The 241-nt window shown below is 59.3% G+C and carries 1 protein-coding gene; it reads left to right on the top strand.

Annotated elements, in window-relative coordinates; genetic code table 11:
* Positions 1–241 (top strand): enoyl-CoA hydratase-related protein (locus tag Q4528_RS15710; protein WP_303522653.1); only part of this gene is annotated, 241 nt, incomplete at both ends.

Here is a 241-nt window from a genome sequence, read left to right as displayed (position 1 = left end):
AGCTGGGCCTGCTTCCCGGTGCGGGCGGCGTGGTGCGTTTGACGGCGAAGATTGGCTTGGAAAAAGCCCTGCCCTTATTGCTGGAAGGCAAACAATTGCGCCCCGATGCAGCGCTCAAGATGGGCCTTGTTGAGGAGATGGTCGAGACCGTCGAAGAGCTTGTTCCTGCCGCAAAAGCGTGGATCATGACCAACCCCGACATGGGCACGCAACCTTGGGATCAACGCGGTTTCACCTACCC

The organism is Staphylococcus pasteuri (assembly GCF_030547725.1).
Taxonomy (GTDB): domain Bacteria; phylum Bacillota; class Bacilli; order Staphylococcales; family Staphylococcaceae; genus Staphylococcus; species Staphylococcus pasteuri.
The sequence above is the reverse complement of the archived record's forward strand: the minus strand, read 5'-3'. Positions and strand labels throughout refer to the sequence as shown.